Source organism: Blautia stercoris (assembly GCF_054657695.1).
In genome coordinates this window covers 706,017-726,370 of sequence record NZ_BAAHYF010000001.1, presented here as the reverse complement: position 1 = coordinate 726,370, position 20,354 = coordinate 706,017, and the positions used below count along the sequence as shown (strand labels likewise).

Sequence of the window (20,354 nt, the reverse complement as noted above, 5' to 3'; positions counted from 1 at the left end):
AAAAAATAACAAAATGTAACGTCGATAAGAATAAAAGTTGCAGTTTATTTGCTAAATAAAAATTTTTATTAAGGAATGGTAAACCTTGCAGGCAGATGAATGGTAAGATATAATCAGTATATATTTAGACGAAGAAGGTGACGCAGTGAAAGTCGATTTTATAGAATTAACAAACTTTAGAGGTATTCAAAAACAAAGAATCACATTTGAAAATAAAAATTTTGTTGCGTTGATAGGAGACAATGGTAGTGGAAAGACAACCATACTCGAGGCAATTACAAAGGGATTTGTACCCATATTAAGAACAGTTAATGCAGAAGCAATGAAAGAGTGTGATTTGGCAAATAATGATATAAGGAATGGAGCTAATGGAGCAGCAGTTACTTTAGGGATAACGTTAGATGGCGAAAAATATGTCTGGACAAATAGACGTAGATTATCATCGCAGCAGCCGTTTGAAAATGCAGGAGATGTAAAAGCGGAAAATGCAAAATCTTTAAAAGAATTGAAGTCCAGGTATTCACAATGTGTGGAAGAGAGAAAGCTGCCATTGATTCTTTATTATGGAACAGACAGAATTATACGAGAAGTACCACAGAGGGGACATATAAAAAACTTTCAGGTAACAGATGCTTTAAGAAACTGTTTTGATAATGTCAATTATTTTAGAGACTTTTATGATTGGTTCAAGACAGAAGAGGATATTGAACTTCGAGGAATCCGTGAAAATCCAGATTATAAGAATCCAAAATTGAATTGTGTAAGAACTGCTTTGGAAAGAATGATAAAGGGATATTCCAATTTAAGGATTGAATTAGCACCGTCAAGAATGGTAATGACAAATTCAGAAGGGGTAGATCTCCAGATTGATCAGTTAAGTGGAGGATATAAAGCAGTTTTATCGGTTATTGCGGATATTGCAAAGAGATTATCAATGGCAAATCCAGACTCATTGAATCCATTGGAAGAAGAAGCTGTGATTTTGATTGATGAGCTTGATTTGCACTTACATCCAAAGTGGCAGAAAGAAATCGTTGCTGATTTAAAAAGAACATTTCCTAATAGTCAGTTTATTGTTTCTACACATTCTCCATTTATCGTTCAATCATTGGATGCTGACGAATTATTTGATATTAAAATAATGCAGTATGCAGAAGAAGGCAATTACAGAGGATGGAGCATAGAAGCTATTCAGGAGCATAAGATGGGTGTAGAACCTAAAACCACTATTTTCAATCAGTATTTAGAAGAATTTTCAGCAGCAATGGATGAGGAGGATTATGAAAAAGCAAAAATGCTTTACGAGGAGTTAAAGGAAATGGTGAGTCCAGGAAGTAACGAAAGTAAGATTTTAAAACTGGATATTAAGATTGGTATAATAACAAGACTCCCACATGATTATTTATATTAAGCATATTTCATGGGGAGTCATTTTTATGTATGCATTCCGATTACATAAGCATAGAAGAAAAATTTCGTTATTTTTCAGATTGTGTAGCAGCTTCTTCAGAAATAGAATCTTTCTTTTTTCTGGATTTACCAGAAATCATTTTATGACCGGAGTAGATAGCCATAATCATACAGAGAAGAGAGCTGCAAGCAAAATATTTGTGAGCCTTTTTCATGTTTTTATAGCCGGTATAAAAGGTTCCAATCATCGTTGTCAATGCACCAAGTGACCAATATTTATGTGCTTTCATTTGAATACCTCCTGCGTTTTTCTATAATAATACCTCTTTTTGGAAAGGATGAAAACAAGAAATTTATAAATTTTATTCTTTCTCAATCTGCTGCTCCTGCTCGTAGCTCTTCTGTATTGAAGCAAATGAGAAAAATACGCCTTTGTGTATTAACAGGTTTCCTGCTTTCGTGTGGAATTGAGATAAGTCAGCTTATCACCCAGCGAGGGTACTGCCAATTAGATGATGTTGTTACAAATACAGCAGGAACATTAATTGGCTGGACAATTTGGAAGGGATTTGGTAAAATAATAACCATAAAAAAACGAACGAGGAGAGTATCAAAAAATGAAAACAACATTAGTAATCATGGCAGCCGGTATCGGTTCCCGCTTCGGTGGTGGAATCAAACAGCTTGCTCCGGTAGGATTAAATGGAGAAATCATTATGGATTATTCCATCCATGATGCAATTGAAGCCGGTTTCAATAAAATCGTATTTATCATTCGTAAGGATATCGAGGATGCCTTCAAAGAAGCAATCGGTGACCGTATCGAGGAAATCTGCAAAAATTTAAATGTAGAAATTGCTTATGCATATCAGGAATTAAATGCACTTCCGGAGGGAGTAGAACTTCCGGCAGACCGTACCAAACCTTGGGGAACCGGTCAGGCGGTACTTGCCTGCAAGGATGTGCTCCATGAGCCGTTTGCAGTTATCAATGCAGATGATTACTATGGAAAAGAAGCATTTGTGAAATTACATGGCTTCCTGGAGAAATATACACCAGAGAAAGCAAATGAGTTCTGCATGGCAGGATTTATTTTGAAAAATACCTTAAGTGAAAATGGTGCAGTAACCAGAGGGGTATGCGAGGTAAACGAAGAAGGGTATCTGACAGGGGTAGATGAAACTTCAAATATCGTAAAGACTTCTGAGGGCGCAGGAGTAGATAATGAGGGGACACTCACACCAATCGATGCAGAATCTTATGTATCCATGAATATGTGGGGCTTAACACCTGAGTTTATGCAGACATTGGAAGATGGATTTAAAGAGTTCTTTGCGAATATGGGAGACAAAAATATCTTAAAAGCAGAATATCTTCTTCCGATTTACATAGATGAACTGCTTCAGGCAGGAAAAGTATCGGTTAAGGTGTTAGATTCTAATGATAAATGGTTTGGAGTAACCTACAAAGAAGATAAAGAGTACGTTGTAAAATCTTTTGCGAAACTGATTGAAGATGGCGTATATCAAGAAAAGCTGTTTGAAGACCTGAAGTAGGTGGAACGATTGAAGAAATCCTTTACCAGACTGGATGAAAATTAAAAGAGATTGATGGAAAAATTTTGAAAATCACCACGGCAGGAGTGTCGTGGTGAAAATGGAAAATGATTAGATTAACATTGATTGCAAAAAAGAAAGCTTGTACAAGAAATAGAAATCAATTATAATAAAAGAAAAATGAGTGCAGAGAAAGAGAGGTTTGCTTATGAATTATAAAGAGAAAAAACGTTCTATGTTTTTAGGATTGCCATGGACTTTTACTTCGTATACGATAACAGATGAGATTATAACAGTGGATTCAGGTCTGCTTCGGAAAGAAGAAAATGATTGCTATCTGTATAAGGTAATTGATGTCCGCTTGGAATGTACTTTAATGGAAAGAATTTTTGGACTTGGAACGGTCCATTGTTTTACGGGTGATGTAACAGACCCGGATTTGAAATTAATTCATATTAAACATGCAAAAGAAATCAAGGATTATATATTAAGACAGTCAGAGCAGGAAAGGCTGAAGAGAAAGACTTTAAATACGCAGCATTTGGATGGAAATCCGAGTCTGGGAGAGATGGCAGATACAGATAGCTGTAAGTAGGAAAAGAGTAAAGTGTGAAAATATGAAAGTATAATAAGTTGGAATCAGAAAAATAAAAGAGAGCCAGGTGTCAGGTGAAATCTAAGAAGAAATTCACTCCAAATTCATAAAAGTTAAGTTACAATAAACTCACAAAAGCAATAGAGAGGGAAAGTGAGGAAAAAGATATGACAGTAATTGGTGAATTTAGATACGTGAATCATTATTTTAAAATCTACGAAGATGGAGAAATTTATGTGGATTATAAACCTTTAGGAAAAGTATATGCAGATGGAGATATCTGGATTGCAAGAAAGAGAATGGGAAAAATCTATGCAGACGGAGAAATCTGGCTTGCAAATGAAAAAGTGGGATGCCTGACGCCAAATAAGGAATTGTGGGTAAATGGAAGAAGAGTAGCAACTGGAGTTGGAAGACCTACAAATTCAAAAAGTTCAGGTAATACAGCTTCTAAATCAAAAGGAACGAGTGAAAATAAAACATATCAAACTCCAAAACCGCCTGTTACAACAGAAACAGGAATTCCAGATATGTCAGGAGTTGAAATTGCAGTTTTTTTAGTTGCTATTTGTCTTGCGGTATCGATTTTGTATGCAACAACTCAGATATTTTTACATGGAGGACTGCTTGGATCTACTTATAGACAGTATGCCGGTCAGTCAAAATTAGTTGATTTATTAATTTATGGAATTCCAGCAGGATTTTTTGCACTTGTTACAGGACTTCAGTGTGCATTTAACCATTCATTTGGTGTGGTTTTAATTGAACATGCAGTTTCTGCATTTTTGGAAATGTGTATTTTCAGTTGGGTAACAGGTTATCCTTTACTGGCTGGTACAGAATCGACAGGATTTTATATTTTACTTATTTTGATGCTTTTAATAGCAAGTTTGGCACCGGCAACAGTAAGCACAGTGATTAAGAAAATTATTTACTGGTTAAAAAAATAAGAACGGTTTTCTATGCTATAATTGCAAAGCAATTAAAATTATTATCTGGGGAAGGAATACAACATGGGATTAAAAGGCTTATTACTTGGACATGAAGTGAAGGTTTATTATGACCGTCATTTGACAAAAACAGAAAAAGCAGAAGATGCAGAGAATCCAAGTGAATATGAAATTTTAAAAGGTGTGGTGAACGGCGTCTATAAGGATATGATTTTAATTTCCTATTCTTATCGTGAGAATGTTCAGACAACCAAAAAGGGACTGTTTTCAGAAAAAGTGATAGAGGAAGAAAAAACAGTGGAAGCACATTCTCTGATTAATCGAAAATGTATCGTCAGAATAGATATTCTTGATTTGAACCTGGAAGAGGAAGAAGAGGAGTACGATGAGGAAGAATATGACGAAGGAGAGTATGAAGAAGACTACAACGAAGGGGAAGATTTAGAATATGACGAAGCGGATTGCGAATGTCCGCTTTACAAAAATTAAGATTAACCTTTAAGAAGGACAAAAAATTGCAGAAAATTTTATGAAATGGATAAAACAGAGATAAAAATTGAGACAATTTAGCTGAAAAAACATCCGAAAATACTAATTCTGGCATTTCATGCGAAACTATGATATACTAAACAAGACATGGCGAAATTCATGGCGAAATGATTATGAATATAAACTCATAAAGGAGAATTTATTTATGTGCGGAATAGTAGGATTTACCGGAGAAAATCAGGCAGCTCCGATTTTACTTGATGGTCTTTCAAAACTGGAATACCGTGGCTATGATTCAGCCGGAATTGCAGTTCGTGATGGAGAAAAAGAGACAGAAGTTATTAAAGCAAAAGGTCGATTAAAAGTTTTGGCGGAAAAAACCAATGGTGGGGCTTCTGTGCCGGGTACCTGTGGAATCGGTCATACCAGATGGGCAACTCATGGCGAACCATCCGAAAACAATGCACATCCGCATATCAGCGATGATGGAAACGTAGTAGCAGTTCATAACGGAATTATTGAAAATTATCAGGAATTAAAAGATAAATTAACAAGAAAAGGGTATACCTTTTATTCTGCAACGGATACTGAAGTTGCAGTCAAATTAGTGGATTATTACTATAAAAAATATGAAGGAACTCCGGTGGATGCGATTAATCATGCGTTGATTCGTATCCGTGGTTCTTATGCACTTGCAATTATGTTTCGGGATTATCCGGAAGAAATCTATGTGGCAAGAAAAGACAGCCCGATGATTCTCGGTGTGGAAAACGGGGAATCTTACATTGCATCTGATGTTCCGGCTATTCTTAAGTACACAAGAAATGTATACTATATTGGAAATCTGGAAATGGCCCGTGTAAGAAAGGGGGAAATCACCTTCTATAACTTAGACGGGGAAGAGATTCAAAAAGAGATGAAAACCATTGAATGGGATGCGGAAGCCGCAGAAAAAGCCGGTTTTGAACATTTCATGATGAAGGAAATCCATGAACAGCCAAAAGCAGTTTCTGATACCTTGAATTCTGTACTGAAAAACGGAGCATTTGATTTATCTGAAGTCGGTCTTAGTGATGAGGATATGGAAAAAATCAGCCAGATTTATATTGTAGCCTGTGGTTCTGCCTATCATGTAGGTATGGTTGCCCAGTACGTGATTGAAGATTTGGCAAAGATTCCGGTTCGTGTGGAACTGGCATCTGAATTCCGTTATCGTAAACCATTGCTTGATAAGAATGGGCTTGTCATTGTAGTCAGCCAGTCCGGTGAGACCGCAGACAGTCTGGCAGCCCTTCGTGAAGCAAAAGAAAAAGGAATCCGTACTCTTGGAATTGTCAATGTTGTTGGTTCTTCGATTGCAAGAGAAGCAGACAATGTGTTCTATACCCTTGCAGGACCGGAAATTTCTGTTGCAACCACAAAGGCATACAGCACACAGTTAATTGCTTCTTATGTACTGGCAATTCAGCTTGCAAAAGTAAAGGGACAGATTGATGAAGAACAGTATAGTGCTTATGTTGAAGAATTAAAAACCCTTCCGGAGAAGATTAAGAAAATTATTGAAGATAAAGAACGGATTCAGTGGTTTGCCGCAAAGCAGGCAAATGCAAAAGATATTTTCTTTGTCGGAAGAGGAATTGATTATGCAATCTGTATGGAAGGCAGTCTGAAAATGAAAGAAATCAGCTACATTCATTCAGAAGCCTATGCAGCAGGAGAATTAAAACATGGAACCATTTCTCTGATTGAAGATGGCACATTAGTAATCGGTGTACTGACCCAGTCTGAACTGTATGAAAAAACTATCAGCAACATGGTAGAATGTAAGAGCCGTGGCGCTTATCTGATGGGACTGACAACTTACGGAAACTACAATATCGAAGATACCGTAAATTTTGCAACTTATATTCCAAAAACAGATGAACATTTTGCAACTTCTTTAGCAGTGATTCCATTACAGCTGATGGGATACTATGTCTCTGTAGCAAAAGGTCTGGATGTCGATAAGCCGAGAAATCTTGCAAAGAGTGTAACGGTAGAGTAAAAATAGAAAACAAATCATCTGGCAGTGTAAAAAGCACTGCCAGAGTTATCTTAATCCTGTTTGAGCAAAACACTTTTGGCTTGCTTAAATATGATTAGATTAACATTTAAGATGAGGGGACAATACGATGAAAAAGAAAAAAGAAAAATTTAGACAGCCAAAACAAAAGAAACATCGAAATCATCACCTGCGTTTCCTGACAAAACTGATTTTATTACTGCTTTTTGTGGCAGTTGGCATGGGGTTTTATTACAGTTATCAGTTGTTTTTTATTCCGGTTCATCAGGAAGTAAAAAATGAAGATAAGGGACTGACAAAAGAACAAAAGGAAATAAAAAATGAAAGAGAAGAATTAGAAAAACAAGAGCAGGAAAATAAGACTTCGATTGACTATATTGCAGATGGAAGTCAGGAGAAAGACGAATCTGTCGGAAAAATTTCAGATGAATCTGACGCACTAAATGCATTAAAGGCACTGCAGGGAGAACTTGGAATTGCGGATGTCCAAGAAGAATATCGGGTTTCAGAAGTGAAAGAATTAGAAGATGTAACCGTTTACGAGATGCAGCAATACTATGAAGGAATTGAAGTCTATGGACGAAGTCTGATGGTAAGCGTAGATGAAAGTGGAAACCTTCAAAGCGTAAATGGAACGTATGAACAGCCATCTAATGTGGCGGTGGAACCGGAAATTCAGGAATACGATGCACAGGAAGAAGTCGAAGCCTATTTAAAAGAAAATAAAGATACGGACAGCTCGGAAGATTCTGACAGTTCAGAAAGTTCTTATTCTCTGCAAAGTCAGGGATATGTAATCTGCTTTAATGAAAATAATGCAGCCGAAGCGGGATACTTGTTCTTTGTCGTAATGGGACCGCAAAATACTCCGACTCAGCAGATTTTTGTCAGCGGAAAAACCGGAGAAATTTTAGCAGATAACAGTCTGATTCTGACCGAGAAAGTAAGTGGAACACTTCAGGGACAGAAGTTCTCACAGACACTGGATTATGACAAACAGGGTGACGAATTTAAACTTTGGGATGAAGAACGCAATATTCAGGTTTATCGTGCGACAACTCCACTCCTTCGTGATTTTGGTAAGGATAGTGAGGAAGTTCAGTGGAAGACAGGAGAAACACCAGATGCAGGTGCAGTTGATGCACTGGCAAACCTACAGAAAATATATGCTTATTATCAGGATACATTTGGAAGAAAAGGAATCACTAATAATGAAAATGATAAACTTTATGTGATGGTTGGAATTCAGGACATACAATCGGGAACCAGTATTAAGAATTATAGGAATAATGCAGCAATGTTTGGCACAGATTGGATGATAGTTGGAGAAAAGACAGATGGAAGTGCTACTTATGCAGCTGAGCTTGATATTATGGGACATGAAACGAACCATGGTGTAGTAAATGCTTCTTCAACCCTTTTACAGGGTGTCTATACAAGTAGTGATGCAAGACAAAAATCTTCTCAGCTTGCGATGGGAGAAGGGCTTGCAGATATCTTTGGAGAATTTGTAGAAGATTACAGCGATGATGGGAAATATAATGGCTCTTGCAGTTGGACAAATTCTGTCAGGAGCATGAACAATCGAACGGATATTTTAAATCATAATGGAATTTTGCAGGCAAAAGACTTTCAGGATGGAACAACCGATTGTCATCAGGGAGCAAGTTTAATTTCCTATCCTACTTATTTGATGGCAACCGGAGTAGATGGAGACAGCAAAAAAGCCATCAGCGATACCAAACAGCTTGCGAGTATGTGGTATACTGTGATTTCTCAGACTTCAAGTGCAACCGGTTTTAAAGAAATCCGGCAATTAATGGAAACCCATGCGCTTGGACTTGTATCAATGGGTCATCTGACGAATGATCAGGTAGAGGGGGTTATCGATGCCTTTGACGAAGTTGCAATTGAACCGATGTATGATTATTGTCTGACCGATGATTCCGAAGTGATTGTCTATGGGGAAAATAATAAGGCTTATGATAATTACCGGATTCAGGTAAGCCGAAGATTCGGAGAAGAGGTATTAAACGAAGAAGTAAAAAGCAAGAAATTAAATCTGAAACTGGATGCCGGAATCTATAACGTGCTTTTGACGGATTTAAATAACGAAGATTTAACCAAAGAATTTACTTTAATTGTAAATGATGCAAAAAAAGGACAGAATATTTATCAAAAACAGGCGAAGGTCATGACTCAGTTTGGCGCAAATGTCAGGGATGTTGTGCTCACACTGGATGTATCAGGCAGTATGGGTGGAACTCCGATAGAAGAGACAAAAGAAGCAGCGCAGAAATTCATTGATACCGTATATGAAAAAAGTCCACAGACCAGAATCAGCATCATTACTTACAGCAGTGATGCACAAAAGGTAGTCGATTTTACAAATGATAAGGCAAAATTAAAAAATGCGGTTTCCGGAATTTACAGTGGTGGCGGAACCAATATAGAAGCGGGTCTTAAAAATGCTTATAATCTGATAAAAGACGAAGAATCTTTAAAAAAGATTGTTGTTTTGATGAGTGATGGAGAGCCGACAGAAGGAAAACAGAAAGACGGAAGTTATCGGGAACCGATTCTCAGTATGGCCAACAAAATGAAACAGGATAACCTCATGGTGTATACACTTGGATTTTTCCATAATTTAGGGGGAGAAAATCTGAGAGAATGCAGACAGTTGATGGCAGATATTGCGTCGGAAGGTTATCACTATGAAGTCAGCAGTGCTGATTCGATTCAGTTTGTCTTTGATGATATTGCACAACAGGTTGGCGGTGGAGAATATGTTTATATCAAGATTGCGTGTCCGGTGGATGTAACAGTGCAAAAAGACGGTGAAGTGTTACGGTCAGAAAAAGAAAATCAGAATATCCGAACAGGCTTTGGAACACTGTCCTTTGATGGAGAAAAAGATGAGATTAAGATTCTGAGATTGAAAAAAGACCAAAACTATGAAGTCTGTATCAATGGAACCGGAGAAGGCGAAATGGACTACAGTATTGGATTTGTCGATGAAGATGGCACGTATTCGGATATGCGAAATTTTGAAAAGATTCCGGTTACAAAAGAAATGCTGGCAGTGACCGATACCAAAGAAGGCAAAAAGACGACTCTTCAAGTCGATGAAAACGGCGATGGACGTTTTGAAAAAGTTTACAGTGCAAAGAAAAACTCGACAGCAGTAGAAGTTTCAAAAGAAAATCAGAAAAAAGTGCTGGTAGCAATAGGAATTGTTGTACTTTTATGGATGATTTTAAAAGCTCGTGCGGTACTGAAACGGGCAAAAGCAAATCGATACTGTAAATACTGTGGTAAGAAAATTACAAAAGAAATGAAATTCTGCGGAGAATGTGGCAGTCCGGTTGAGATACAGCCGTTATTCTTTGAAAAACATGCAAAAGAATCAAAAGGAAAACGAAAAGTAAAGCTTGCACTAATGGGACTTTTACTGTTATTCTGTGTATCGGAAACGATGATTTATCAGACGGCTTCAACGAAAGTTTATCGCTATGTGTGCCGGGGAAATTATACACTGGCAGAGAAAATGTATAATGGAAGTGTAAAAGGTCATAAGATTTCCCAAAACTATCTGAACAATCTGCTTACCTATCATGAAAAGCGTGTAAAAACAGCGTATCAGGCAGGTACAGTAAATGAAACTTATCTTACAGAAGTTCAGGAGATTGTAAAGAAATTAAAGTAGAAAAGATTTAAATTAAAAGACTTAATATTAAAAGACTTAAATTAAAAGATTTAAATTAAAAGACTTGAATTAAAAGGCTTAAATAAAAAAAGACGGAAAAAAGGAGACGAAAATGTACGATTATCTGGTAGTAGGTTCAGGTTTATACGGAGCAATTTTTGCTCATGAGGCAAAGGCATCAGGAAAATCCGTGCTTGTGGTGGAAAAACGCCCGAATATTGCAGGGAATGTTTATACAGAAAAAAGGGAAGGGATTCAGGTTCACCGGTATGGTGCACATATTTTCCATACCAATAATAAAAAAGTCTGGGACTACATAACCGGATTTGCCGAATTTAACCGCTTTACGAACAGTCCGGTGGCAAATTATAAGGGAGAATTGTATTCTCTTCCATTTAATATGTATACATTTAATAAGATGTGGGGAGTGGTAACCCCGGAAGAAGCGCAGGCAAAAATTGAAGAACAGCGAAAAGAAATCATTGGAGAACCAAAAAATCTCGAAGAACAGGCGATTTCTTTAGTCGGACGTGACATCTATGAAAAATTGATTAAAGGCTATACTGAAAAACAATGGGGACGAGACTGCAAAGACCTGCCGGCATTTATTATTAAGCGTCTGCCGGTGCGCCTGACCTTTGATAATAATTATTTTAATGCACTCTATCAGGGAATCCCAATGGGAGGATACACAAAAATGGTAGAAAATTTATTAGAGGGCATTGAAGTACGCTTAAATACAGATTATCTTGAAAACAAAAAAGAACTGGATGCGCTTGCCAAAAAAGTGGTTTATACCGGTCCGATTGATGCCTATTTTGATTATGAACTGGGATATCTGGAATACCGCAGTGTACGCTTTGAAACGGAAACGCTGGATAAACCGAATTTTCAGGGAAATGCGGCAGTAAATTACACCGATAAAGAGACACCATGGACCCGTATTATCGAGCATAAATGGTTTGAATTTGGAAAAGATGAAAATGGGGAAGAGCTTCCGAAAACCATTATCAGCCGAGAATATTCTTCTGAATGGAAACCGGGAGAGGAACCTTACTATCCGGTAAATAATGAAAAAAATGCAGCACTCTATGCCAGATATAAAGAGATGGCAGAAAAAGAAAATAAGGTAATTTTTGGCGGACGACTCGGAGAATATAAATATTATGATATGGACCAGGTGATTCTGGCGGCGCTTGATCGGTGTGAAAAAGAATTTAACCAAGTCAAGTAAGTCCCCTGCTTCAATTACGAAAAGTAATAAGCAGCGGATTGCGAATATCCGCCTGACCCGAATCAGGTAGTAAAATGGATTGCGAATATCTGCTTAAGAAATAGAGGAAAAATAATGGGAAGACCAAGAAAAAATCCGGAGTACAATCCGGAAGAACAGTTTCAAAAAATGCTGGAGGACGTAAAAGGTGCTTATGAGAATGCAGATTCCCTGCGTTCTCTGGCATCAGAATTAAATATGACATTGTTAAAGCTTCGGAAATTACTGATTACAGCAGGCATTTTTACTTCGGATATCTGTATGGAGGTGAATCAACTGCATGAACAGGGAAAGACGATTCCGGAGATTATGAAAATTACAGGGCTTTCAAGAGCTTCTGTTCATTCTTATCTGCCTTATGTCAGGGGAATTTATAATACAGAAGAATTAAGTCTGGATGCAAAGCGCTGTCGGATGTATCGCGAACGGATGGAACGTGTAAGAAATCTGCAGTTAAATCCAATTCCAAAAAGATTATGGGAAACGTTAGTGATCTTTGAAGATTATCCATTTCGAAGAGAGACAAATGAGTTGTTCCGCTATCAGGTATCTGAAGTAGGTAAAAATCCGAAGAAACTGTTTTTCAAAAACGGAGAGCATGAGTGGGTACTGGAATGGAGAGAAATCCGTAAAGGCTTAAAAGAAGGAACAGAAAATCTTTATATCAAGGCAATTTTTAACCGATTTGGTTTAGAAGATAGAAGTAAATAGAATGTGCTTTACCGTAAAAACGATTTGTGATATGCTGAAAAAGCAGGAAAAAAAGGAAAGGATTTGATTTATGAAAAAGAAAAAATGGCTGATTATCTGTATCCTGCTTTTGATTGGCTGTATGTTATCAGGGGGATATATCATTTATTATATGAAAAATCAGCAAAGGGCAGAAAAAGAATACGAAGAAGCCAGAAAAAATGCAGAAGAACAGACGGATGAATCAGACAATGCAGAAAAATCAGAAGATTCCGGTGAAACAAAACAGGTAGAGATACCAATTGATTTCGCTTCTTTACAAAAAGAAAATGACGAAATTTACGCATGGATAAAAGTGCCGGGGACGTCCGTGGACTATCCGATTGTACAGAGCAGTACCGATGATACATTTTATGTACATAAAGGAATTGATAAACAATATTTATATGCCGGTGCAATTTATACAGAAATGAGCAATGCAAAAGATTTTTCAGACCCCAACACAGTGATTTATGGGCATAATATGAAAAGTGTAAGAAGATTGAACTGCCAAGACCGGAATTGTATGTAGTTTATACCGGAGAGAGAAAAACAAGACCGGAGTGGATTACTTTAACAGAAGAATTCTTTTCCGGACAGGAAGCTTTTGTAGATGTGAAGGTAAAAGTGCTGTACGATGGGGAAAAAGGCGACATTCTGAATCAGTATGTAAGGTTCACAAAAGTATATAATGAACAGGTGAAATTATACGGAAGAACCAGAAAAGTAGTATTGGAAACAATTCACATTTGCAAAGACCAGGATGTATTAGCAGAGTATCTAAAAGACCGCGAGAAGGAGGTTGTGGATATTATGATGACATTATTTGAACAGGAATATGCTGTTGAAAGATATGGAGATGAAAAAAGAGCTGAGCGTAGAGCTGAGGGTAGAAAAGAGATGGCTCTTTCACTTTTTCAGATGGGAGTTCCGATTGAGAAGATTGCAGAAGCAGCTAAACTTGATGTTGGACTTGTGAAGAATTGGTTGACAGAAAGTGAGATAGTAGGAGCAAAAAATAAATAATAAGATTAAGATGAGGAAAGAGTTCACTGCGATATCGGATATTAAGTTGCTAAAGATATCGTGGTGAATTCTTTTTTGGGTTAGATTAATATGATTAAATTGTAAATGATGAAAACAGAAGAAAATATTAATGTGATAGATATGGAGTTTTGTAATGTGAACGAATTGTCGAATTTTGTCGAAAAATTCCGCTATACATATTGTGCAAATTGCAGTATAATAATGAATATAAGCAAGAAAAAATATACAAAAATGCCATAAGAAGAAAAGGAAAGTTAAATTTGAGAAAAATAAAAGAATGGTTACGAAAGGAAGTTCATCAATATTATATTCAAAAACTAGATGCTGAGCAGAAAGATTATTTAGAAGTAGTATCGAATTACATAGAATATTATAATCGGCGGGCTCTTCGATGTAAGATGAGTTTTTACGGAACCAATTTAGTAAAAATATTGGGTTTATCAGGAGTTACACTTGCAAAGATAATAGGAGAGAATGCAGATAAAGTTGATTTTTCTACAAGTGCAGCAATAATTACTACTATGTGTTTGGTATTAGAGGGAGTAAACGCATTGTTTCGTTGGCAGGAAAAATGGATATTATATCGGAATGCTCAAAATGCTTTAATGAGGGAAATTAGACAGTTTGTTGTAAAAGAGGGGATTTACCAAGAAAAGGAGAATAGTTTTTCCTTTTTTGTAGAAATGGTGGAAAGTATTATAGATGATGAAGCACGTAAATGGAATTCTTGTATGAAGGAGCAAAAAGAGCAAAAAAACGAAGAAGAAACAGGAAGGGGTGAATAATCCAGAAGAAAAATTTATCATTAGACAAGAAGAATGGGAGGAAAAGATACTGATGGGAGAAAATTGTTGTATGCAAGAGAGTATAAAGTGTTATATACCGCTTACGATTGAACGAAAATTAAAAGCATATTCTGAAAGCTCGAATCATATTGAACGTCATGAGATTTTATGGCATGAGTGGAATCATAATAAGAGATGGCTGACTCAGGTACAGGAGTTGATTTTGCCGTCTTTTCCGTCATATAGCCGTCATGATTCAAGTCATTCAGAAGCGATTATTCACAATATTGAAATGCTTTTAGGTGAAGAAAATATTAATGAATTATCAGCGACGGATTGTTTTGCAATTCTTCATACGGTCTATATTCATGATATTGGAATGTGTATTACACACGCAGACAGGGAAGCGATTTTAAAGAATAAAAGATTTTGTGAGTATTTAAAAAATTTATGTGAAAGTTCTAATTCAGATCTGAGTTCTTATGCACAGATTTTGCTTCAAGAATGTTTTAAAAAGAAAGGTACAGATGTTGAACAGCTTCATTATATTTTGGAAAGTAAGTTAAAGGTATATTATGCGATTACTTATCTGCTTGCAGAATTTCGTAGAAAAGAACATGGAACGGTATCAGAGGCTCGTTTGTTAGACTGGGTGGATAATCCGGAGAAACTAGGCATTGGATTTTCTACAATAGACATCCCAAATCGTATTTTTTATGTGATTGGAAGCTGTGCTTCTACGCATACAAAATGGGGTTTTGATGAAGTTTTAAAATTAAAACAGGAAGATTCTGGATTTGCTTTAGACTATATTCATCCTAGATTTATTGCAGTACTTCTTCAATTAGGAGATGCACTGGATATGGATAATAATCGTTTTCATCCGCTTACAGAAGAATTTCTGGGTAAAATGCCAAAGGAATCTTATGCTCATTGGAAAAAACATAAAGCGATTAGACGATTAAGGATTACAAATGAAAAAGTATCAATTAGTGCAGATTGTAAAAATCAAGAAGAATTACGTTTAGTTCGTATGGAATGTGATACGATTCAAGATATCTTAAAAAATGCCACCTTTTATTGGTCAGTAATTAAACCAAAAAATTCAAAAGCATGCCTTCCGACAATAGACCAGACAAATTTATTATTAAATGGAAATAGTATTTCGCCAGAACTTGTGGAATCTCAGTTTGAGATTGCGCAGGAAAAGGCATTTGAATTATTGATAGGCAATAATATTTATACAGATCAACATTTTGTATTTCTAAGAGAATTATTACAGAATGCAGTTGATGCAACAAAAATTCAGTACTATCGTGAATATAAGAGAAGATGTCGTGGAGAAAGATATGTTGAATTAGAACAAAAAAATGAAGAAACAAAAGAGGCAATGCAAGAAGTAAATCCGCTTGTAATTAGTAGCAAAGTTTCTCCGCTGAATTATCCGATTGTAATTGAACTGTCAATTAAGAAAAAGTTGCGAGATGATAATGATGAGGAAGTTTTTGAAAATGTTACAGAAGAAGATTCAAAGACTTCTAAAGATAATTCTCCAGAATGTGAATATGGAGTATTAGTTAAAATCAGAGACTGCGGTACGGGAATTAGCCAAGAAGATATTAAACAGATATCAAATGTTGGAACTAGTTATGAGGCAAAAAAGGAAGAAATCGAGAGTATGCCAAAATGGTTGCAGCCAACTGGTACGTTTGGAATTGGATTGCAGTCAGTTTTCTTAGCAGCAAAATATTTAAAAGCTTATACACATTCAACAGAATCAGCACCATTTGATATTACATTCTATCCAAGACAGGATGGAAAAAGAGGATATATTAATGTAATGCCGAGAAAAACAGATAATAATTCAGACCCATTTGGTAGTTGTTTTGAATTATTTGTTCCGCATAATAAGAAAAAGTTACATAAAGACAATCCAGAAACCTGGAATGGAAAAGATCCATTTGAAAAGGGATATGAGGAGAGTAGAGATGTTCGCCATTCCAGAGAACTTCTGAAACAGATGGCACTGTATATTGGAGAAATAGTGGGAGAACCTTTATTTCCAATTCGTTTATATTTAAAAGACTGTGATAATGCAAACGAGTGCGAAAAATTTTTCGATGACAGATTCATCAAGAAGATGAAAAATTTGAATGTGTATGTAGGAAATGAAGAAAAAATTTGTAAAACAAATGAAGATGATTCAGAAAAAGGAAATATTACTTGGGCATATAATCTTGACAAGAGTAAAGATACAAAAGGACCAGATACAGATAATAATATTTATAAATTAGACAGTGAAAATGCAAAATTGCATATCTGGAACCAGAAGTATAATACCTATGCTAGAATTGGCATCGACAGGATTCTTGCAATGAGAGATGCAATAAATGCTCCCGATGATGGCTCAATGAAAGAAAAAAAGGGAATTAAAATCTATTATAAAGGGATTATAACCGCACTTGCAGAATTCAAAGAAGACGCTGATTTAATTGAGTATATGGATATAAAAGATACTCTTTCCAGAGAATATTTGAAATTAAGTAGAAAAGGATTCTCGCAAAAAGGATATGCTTATCTGGAAAAAGTATATCATGAAATTGTAAAAACAGCACGGAAAGCACTTGCAGAGTTTGATAATGAGAAAGTAGATGGTGAAAGCGAATTAGATGAAAATACAAGTATAGGAAGAATCAGTAGAAAAATTGATAAATTAGTATACGAATCACAAGAAAATAAAAAATCAGTAGAAGAATTACAAAAAAATAAGAAATTATTAGAAAAATTATGTCTATCTTCAACAGCATTAATTTATTTTGCTATGATTAAAGAAAAAAGTGAAGTATATTCAAATGAAAGAGATAAAGATAAAAAAGGTCTTTGGGCAAAACTATTAGACAAAATTAATGAGAAGTATAAAGAGAAAATAAAAATAAAGTCTACTCTATATAATATTCCAATAATGAAAAAAGTGGAAAATCAACAAGAATTTCAAGAAAATGGAACAATTACTATATTTGAACTTATTCAAAGTGATAATAAATATATGGTTCTTTCTGAACGAGAAGGTGGAAAGAATACTCATCGTTGGAAGCAGAAATTGTTGAAAGTGAATACCAATAATTATGACGAAATAAAAGAAAACATTAGAAAATTAAGGAATGAAAACTCGTTATTAGAGCGTAGGAAATTGATAAGGAATCTTGAAAAATTAATGAGCGAATATAAATATAAAACTAAGGATTCCTCAGACGAAAATAAAAAAGAATGTTCTTATTTAGACAAACATAAAGAGGAAGTGATATTAAAATGGATTGTTGATAATATTCCTACGATGGCAATTTTTGGATGGACAGATGATGAATCGAAAGATTATAGAATTAATATTCTGGATGTGGATATTTGTGACTCAGTATATTTCGATTTGGAAATGAAAGAATTAGTATTGGAACGTATTCAGGAAAAAGCAGAGAAAGTTCAAAGATGTAGTTCCTTGGTTTGGACTGGATTTAGTGGATTGAGTCTAGAGGAATCAAGAGATAGTATTGAATTTGTTAAAAGAGGAAAGTTGTCTAAAGCGGGATATGGAAAAATGATTTTTCCATTAACAAGTGAAGAACTTAAGCAAGAAATAAAGGAATATGAATTAAAAAAAGAATATAAAGGAATAGACAATCTTATTGAGGTTGCAAAGATATTACAAAACTTAGAAGCAGACAAAAAAGATAAATCGATAAGTGAACTTGAGAAAGCCGTACAAAATATAGGAGAAATTTTGAAAGATACATTAGATAATAAATGTAATATTAAAAAGGAAATTATATTTGATGGCGTCAATGTAGAAAAAATTAAAGAAGAAGAAATGGATAGATTGGTAGATTGTGTGAAAGCAATAAAAGAAGAAATGGATGTAATAAAAGGAGAGATGAATCAAATAAAAGAAGAAAATTCTTTAGGTGAAGAATTATATCAAAAATATTGTAAGAAACTAGAGCAAAAGAAACAATATGAAAATATCAGGGATTATATTCATGTACATGGTAAACTTCAACCGACTCATGAAACAATTGATTTATTATATGAACGTTATATGTATGAATTAGCGCAAATAATAGTTTATAATTTTTATCAGAAAAAAATTAAAGGACAAGTAAAAAAAGCAATTGAAGATAAGGGAGAAGAACTTATAAAAATTGAAAATATATGGAATCTGATTTTGGAAGAATATAAAAAGAATTTAGGTGTTTAATAAGTATGCGATAGTGTTATATCTGTTTAATTTAGCTGCGATATTATAGATGTCTGATTGTATTGATATTGAGTTCTGATTGGATAAGATTATTAAAAAACTTCAACGCAATGATGTGAACTTTTGAAAGTTATATGTTTATCATAAATAAGACATTGCGTTGAAGTGTTAATATATTATTTGCTCTGTGAGAATTCTATATGCTCTTTAGCCAAAAAAGCGTGTAAAGTTCTTATATTTTCAAAAGATGTGGCAACATAACATGTAGGAAGCCCCATAGCATTTCCTAAATAGTTTAACCAAGAATTAAAAGTTGGTTGGGAATCGTGCTCTGCGGTGTATTGTGACATAAGTTTAATAACACTGCTTATTGGCATAAGTAGAAATGATGCAAGAATATGGCAGAATTGTTCTTTGAAATCAGTAGGTAAAATTGAATTAGTAAAGTAATGTACAAAATTGGTATTGTTATCTCCCTGAAATAAATAATAAGCAAGGTTATAGGCAATGGTATAACGTCTGGTAAGTTGCCCAATAGTGGTATTTAAATAAATTGCTTTTCCAGAATAGGTATTTAAATATCCGAGAATTTCTCTATGTGTATCTAATGATAAGGGGATATATTTTTCATATATCTTTATATTATATGTGGAAGCAAGTTTATAGATATCAACTGGATACTGAGATTGGGAAAAGTACTGTAATCTTTTATCTAAAATATCATTTGCAACTTTATAAAGTTCTAAATATATGGTATTTAGTGGTGTTTGCTCATTAAAATTAGTAAAATCCATAATTAAATACTCCTTTTTAAAATATATTCTGACAAAAAAGAGAAAAAGATAAAATATTCAAAAAATAATATATCATATAAAAATCATTATAATATACAAGCTTAATATTTGCAATAGATTTAAGATACATAAAAAATATGAGGTGATTATTTGAATATGCAAAATAGGAATGAAATACAAGTTCAAGAAGAAAATTCAATAGATAAAAAAAGTTATTGGATTTTTATTGGAAGTATTTTGAACTTCATAGTAATCAAAGAATGCAGATGATTAATTTTTATATTACTGTAGAAATAGTTTTGTTTGGAGCATTATTTACATTGGTAAGTAAGAAAACACGTATTCCATTTGCTGAGTGGACTGCGTCAGGAGGAATTACTTTTATATCAATTGTATTTTGGGGATTAGATTATAGAACAAAGAGTTTAATCCATTGGTGTGAAGATTGTATGAGAAAATTGGAACAACAGTATATACAAAAATTTGGTGAAGATTTATTAGTGATAAGTCAGAGCGAACGTAAAACAGAAGATGGAATAAGAAGATGTTTTACATATTCTAAATGGTTGGGTGCACAGTTTGTAATAGTAAGTATAATGGGAATTGTGTGTTTAATACTTTTAGCTTTAGGGAAGTTATAGCAGAGAAAAAAAAGTATTTAATGATGATAGAGGATATTGAACTTTTAGCGACAGTTATGAACAGACAC

At 34.8% G+C, this 20,354-nt stretch carries 17 protein-coding genes; 15 read left to right on the top strand and 2 right to left on the bottom strand.

Going from position 1 to position 20,354, the window contains the following annotated elements; translation table 11 throughout:
- Positions 1-145 precede the first annotated feature (145 nt).
- Positions 146-1,411 carry an AAA family ATPase gene (locus ACYQ2D_RS03545; RefSeq protein WP_459784666.1) on the top strand — a complete coding sequence of 422 codons (1,266 nt, stop codon included), beginning with the start codon at positions 146-148 and terminating at the stop codon, positions 1,409-1,411.
- A gap of 67 nt (positions 1,412-1,478) precedes the next feature.
- Here the strand turns inward: ACYQ2D_RS03545 and ACYQ2D_RS03540 are convergent, their stop codons facing one another.
- Positions 1,479-1,700 (bottom strand): DUF6219 family protein, encoded by a 222-nt coding sequence (locus tag ACYQ2D_RS03540; RefSeq protein WP_117456267.1) that lies wholly within the window; start codon positions 1,698-1,700, stop codon positions 1,479-1,481.
- Between ACYQ2D_RS03540 and ACYQ2D_RS03535 the strand changes: the two genes are divergently transcribed.
- From ACYQ2D_RS03535 to ACYQ2D_RS03475, 13 genes are all read left to right on the top strand, one after another.
- Positions 1,667-2,146 carry a VanZ family protein gene (locus tag ACYQ2D_RS03535; RefSeq protein WP_459784665.1) on the top strand — a complete coding sequence of 160 codons (480 nt, stop codon included), beginning with the start codon at positions 1,667-1,669 and terminating at the stop codon, positions 2,144-2,146. The genes ACYQ2D_RS03540 and ACYQ2D_RS03535 overlap by 34 nt on opposite strands.
- Positions 2,028-2,966, top strand: a complete 939-nt coding sequence (locus ACYQ2D_RS03530; protein ID WP_117456269.1) for a nucleotidyltransferase family protein — start codon at positions 2,028-2,030, stop codon at positions 2,964-2,966. Before ACYQ2D_RS03535 ends, ACYQ2D_RS03530 begins: the two co-directional genes overlap by 119 nt.
- A gap of 208 nt (positions 2,967-3,174) precedes the next feature.
- Positions 3,175-3,561, top strand: a complete 387-nt coding sequence (locus ACYQ2D_RS03525) for a PH domain-containing protein (RefSeq protein ID WP_022304602.1) — start codon at positions 3,175-3,177, stop codon at positions 3,559-3,561.
- Positions 3,562-3,728: 167 nt separating this feature from the next.
- Entirely contained in the window at positions 3,729-4,511 is a 783-nt protein-coding gene (locus tag ACYQ2D_RS03520) for a hypothetical protein (RefSeq protein ID WP_117456271.1), read from the top strand.
- A 63-nt stretch (positions 4,512-4,574) separates the two neighbouring features.
- Positions 4,575-5,000: a hypothetical protein gene (locus ACYQ2D_RS03515; protein WP_117456273.1), complete on the top strand. Its 426-nt coding sequence runs from the start codon at positions 4,575-4,577 to the stop codon at positions 4,998-5,000.
- Between the two features lie 205 nt (positions 5,001-5,205).
- Positions 5,206-7,044, top strand: coding sequence for a glutamine--fructose-6-phosphate transaminase (isomerizing) (glmS, locus tag ACYQ2D_RS03510; protein WP_444147579.1), 1,839 nt, complete (start codon positions 5,206-5,208; stop codon positions 7,042-7,044).
- Between the two features lie 127 nt (positions 7,045-7,171).
- Positions 7,172-10,768, top strand: coding sequence for a VWA domain-containing protein (locus ACYQ2D_RS03505; protein ID WP_459784664.1), 3,597 nt, complete (start codon positions 7,172-7,174; stop codon positions 10,766-10,768).
- A gap of 112 nt (positions 10,769-10,880) precedes the next feature.
- Positions 10,881-12,002 (top strand): UDP-galactopyranose mutase, encoded by a 1,122-nt coding sequence (gene glf, locus ACYQ2D_RS03500; protein ID WP_459784663.1) that lies wholly within the window; start codon positions 10,881-10,883, stop codon positions 12,000-12,002.
- A 114-nt stretch (positions 12,003-12,116) separates the two neighbouring features.
- Positions 12,117-12,752: a hypothetical protein gene (locus ACYQ2D_RS03495; RefSeq protein WP_459784662.1), complete on the top strand. Its 636-nt coding sequence runs from the start codon at positions 12,117-12,119 to the stop codon at positions 12,750-12,752.
- 70 nt (positions 12,753-12,822) lie between these two features.
- Positions 12,823-13,302: a hypothetical protein gene (locus tag ACYQ2D_RS03490; protein WP_459784661.1), complete on the top strand. Its 480-nt coding sequence runs from the start codon at positions 12,823-12,825 to the stop codon at positions 13,300-13,302.
- Positions 13,293-13,796, top strand: coding sequence for a hypothetical protein (locus tag ACYQ2D_RS03485; protein ID WP_459784660.1), 504 nt, complete (start codon positions 13,293-13,295; stop codon positions 13,794-13,796). Before ACYQ2D_RS03490 ends, ACYQ2D_RS03485 begins: the two co-directional genes overlap by 10 nt.
- Positions 13,797-14,077: 281 nt before the next feature.
- Positions 14,078-14,602 carry a DUF4231 domain-containing protein gene (locus tag ACYQ2D_RS03480; protein ID WP_459784659.1) on the top strand — a complete coding sequence of 175 codons (525 nt, stop codon included), beginning with the start codon at positions 14,078-14,080 and terminating at the stop codon, positions 14,600-14,602.
- Complete coding sequence (locus ACYQ2D_RS03475; protein ID WP_459784658.1) at positions 14,595-18,851, top strand: HD domain-containing protein; 4,257 nt, start codon at positions 14,595-14,597, stop codon at positions 18,849-18,851. Before ACYQ2D_RS03480 ends, ACYQ2D_RS03475 begins: the two co-directional genes overlap by 8 nt.
- 176 nt (positions 18,852-19,027) lie before the next feature.
- Here ACYQ2D_RS03475 and ACYQ2D_RS03470 read toward each other — a convergent pair whose 3' ends face one another.
- Positions 19,028-19,645, bottom strand: a complete 618-nt coding sequence (locus tag ACYQ2D_RS03470) for an ImmA/IrrE family metallo-endopeptidase (protein WP_459784657.1) — start codon at positions 19,643-19,645, stop codon at positions 19,028-19,030.
- Positions 19,646-19,860: 215 nt separating this feature from the next.
- Here ACYQ2D_RS03470 and ACYQ2D_RS03465 point away from each other — a divergent pair, with 215 nt between their 5' ends.
- Positions 19,861-20,286 carry a RipA family octameric membrane protein gene (locus tag ACYQ2D_RS03465; protein WP_459784656.1) on the top strand — a complete coding sequence of 142 codons (426 nt, stop codon included), beginning with the start codon at positions 19,861-19,863 and terminating at the stop codon, positions 20,284-20,286.
- Positions 20,287-20,354 lie beyond the last annotated feature (68 nt).